Genomic DNA, 3077 nt, shown 5'->3' on the forward strand with positions numbered 1-3077 from the left:
TCCCATGACCCACCAAAAAGGGGCGCCTCATGCGCCCCTTTTTGGTGGGTTGGAGAATTCGCCGTTTCAGACGGCCAGCGTCAACGCGTTTTGCCGATGCAGCAGTTGCGCGGTCTCCGCATTGACGGAGTCGCTCACCATCACCTGGATTCCCAGTGCTGTCGCGGTCTCGGCGATGGCTTGCAGCAGATGCAGGGCACCCGGGCTCTGGGCGGCCTGCTCCGAGAACTCGCTGCCCAGCTTCACATAGCGCAGCGGCAAGGTGTGGAGCTTGGTCAGGCCCATGGGCTGCTGATCCAGACGGCGCAACCCCACGCCGACACCGGCCAATGCCATGGCCCGGCAGAATTCGGCCACCTCATCGGGATAGGCCGTCAGTCCATGCGCATCCAGCTCCAGACAGAGCAGGGACAGGCGATGCTCCCACTTCTGTGCACTCAGCTCTTCACGCAGACGGCCCAGGAAGTCGGGCTGAGCCAGCGAGGGCAAGGAGATTCGAATGACCAGCTCGCAATCGTTCTGCTCAAGCCACGCAGCCCCAAGGGCCACCGCTCGCAAATCGAACTCTGCCGACAGGCCCAGGCGCACGGCAACCGGCAGGAACAGAGAACCCATCAAGGTCTCGCCGGAAGCAGTGCGCAGCGAGAGCGACGCTTCGCCGCGCTCCTGCATCCCGTTGCTGCCCTTGAATTGCAGCGGCTGAACGGACAGGGAAAGCGCATCCTGCGCCTCCAGGGCCGCAATCAGCATCTGACGCCACAAGGTTTCTCCGGCCAGATCGGAAACCACCTCATCATCGCCGTAGGCCACATATTCCACTTCGGCCTGTCCCGAGCTCTCGGCACGCATCAGACCGTAGTCCAGCCGTGCAAGCACACCGGTTACCGAGCTCGATGCCGAGTAATCGGTCAGGGCAAAGCTCCAGCGGCACCACTGACCACTGCTCAGGGTCACACGCATGGACAACAGCACCTGACGGATCTGCTGCACCAGTGACATGGCCTGAGGCCCCGCCAGGGCCGGCATGAGCACCACAAAGTCCGAGCCATTGAGGCGGGCCAGCTGAGCCTTGCAGTCAGCATGACTCTTCAACACCTGATTGACCTGCTCACCCATCGCCGCGAGCCAGGCATCGGCGCTGGCTCGCGACATCTGGGCATTCAGGGCCAGCAGATCGCGCTGGCGAAACAGCATCACATGGCCATGCGCTGCCAGACCATCGGCACCGCTGAGCGCGCGACGCAGCTCGTTGACGAAATACTTGCGGTTAGGCAGCTGGGTGACCGGATCACGATTGACCTCGATCTCCAGCGATTCGATACGTGCCATTTGCTCCAGCGCCGTTGCCTGCACCCGCTCACGGGTATCCGCAATAGCGCTGAGCACCGGTACCAGCTCGGCCACTGCAGCCCTGGCAGGCTGCGCCGATTCCGCCTCATCCGGCTGGCGGCCAATCGCCTGAACCTGTGCCGAGATTTCCTGCTGCAAGACCTTGCGGAACCAACGAAACAGCAAGACCACGAAGAAAGCCCAGGCCAACCCGGCCAGCACAACCACTCCGGCCAGACGCACGCTGCTGCCCCAGAGCGCCTGGCTGGCATAGCTGTCGTCCACCACCAGCGTCAGCTGCCCGACCTGCTTCCAGCCATCGCTGATCACACGCTCGGCCTTGGGCGAGCGCAGCGGCAGCATCTCGACAAACCACCGTGGAGCAGCACTTTGCCTGGGCTTGGCTGCAGCGGCAGAACTCTCGGTCGTGCCGTTGTCGCGCCGGCGCTCGAACAAGGTCTCGCCCTGGGGCGAGGCCAGTCGAATCAGCTTGAACTGTCCGCCGTCGAACAAGGCCATCATCAGCAGCTCCTGCGTGACCGGGTCCTGATTGGCCGGCTGCGACAGTGACAAGGCCAGCGACGATGCCGCGTTCTCGCTTTCGGACTGCAACTGTCCATCCAGATACTGGCGCGCGGCACCAATGCTGAACGCCAGGGTGCCGATCAAGATGGCCACAATGGCCACCGTCACGCTGATCAAAAGTTGTTTCAACAACGACATCTTGCTGCCTTATTTGTGTCTACCATTCAATAGGGCTTCGCTGCCTGCACCGCGGAACATGGCATTCATGGCAAAAAACCTTCCTGCTTCATGCGCGCCAACAAATCGCGCCAACGCGTAATTCGATCCACTGACGTTGTCTGTGCACCCGCGACATAGACACCCTGGGCATTGAAGCTGAACACGGGAGTCAAGTCCTTGCGCTGGCTGGCCAGCATGATGTTGTCCAGCAAGCTGTCCAGCACCAGCGGCTCGGCAGCAGGTGTCTCGTAATAGCCCAGCACCATATGCGCAATGCTCTGCGTACTGCCCACGCCACCCAGGCGCGCGCGTACATAGATCAGGCGCAGTTTCTCTACCGCCACCCCCAAGCGCTGCAGCGAGAAATACTTGCCAATCACATAGTCCTCGCAGTCTCCCGCTCCCTTGCCCAGCGTCTCCAGCGGCGTGGCCCAATAGTCGGGCTGAGACCAGAGCGTGCTGTCCTCCGATTGCAGCACCGCGCGGTTCCAGAAGGTATTGACGGCCGACAACTGCTGTTGCAGCGGCCTGTCTTTCTGGGCCTGCAGCATCGCCAGCCACTGCCCCAGTCTCTGCACCCCGGCACTGCCATAGCGCGACTGCATGGTGCTCTGCAGCCGTTCGCTGTCGAAATCCAACGCAGCGGCTTCAAAGCCTTTTTGCAGCGCCCAGCCCCCGACAATCGCCGAGCCATACAAAAGCATGCCTCTGCGCGACAGACGCTGGGTTCTTTCCACGGGATGTGGAAACAGTAGGCTGGGCGAGGTGCTCAATCGAGTTGCAGGAAGAGCAAGCGTCCAAGACAGAATCTGCTTAGAACGCCTGTAGATATTGTGATAACCGCTATGAATCTTGATAGTTCCGAAAGAACACGACCAAGACTCGACGCTCACAAATGTAACCAATCATGCAAGCTCTGAAAACGACCTGGCGATCGCCACCGGGCAAGGCGGCAGAAGACTTGATATTTCAAGACTTCTGCCGGCCCTCGCCGGGCCCTTCTA

The 3077-nt window shown here is 61.2% G+C and carries 2 protein-coding genes; both read right to left on the reverse strand.

All coding sequences use genetic code 11. The features are described 5' to 3' along the window. Positions 1-66: 66 nt before the first annotated feature. Positions 67-2052, reverse strand: coding sequence for a LapD/MoxY N-terminal periplasmic domain-containing protein (locus O987_RS17865; protein WP_029158303.1), 1986 nt, complete (start codon positions 2050-2052; stop codon positions 67-69). Positions 2053-2117: 65 nt separating this feature from the next. Then, positions 2118-2777 (reverse strand): transglutaminase-like cysteine peptidase, encoded by a 660-nt coding sequence (locus tag O987_RS17870; RefSeq protein ID WP_235214408.1) that lies wholly within the window; start codon positions 2775-2777, stop codon positions 2118-2120. Positions 2778-3077: the final 300 nt, after the last annotated feature.

Source organism: Comamonas testosteroni TK102 (assembly GCF_000739375.1).
In the GTDB taxonomy this organism is placed as follows: domain Bacteria; phylum Pseudomonadota; class Gammaproteobacteria; order Burkholderiales; family Burkholderiaceae_C; genus Comamonas; species Comamonas brasiliensis.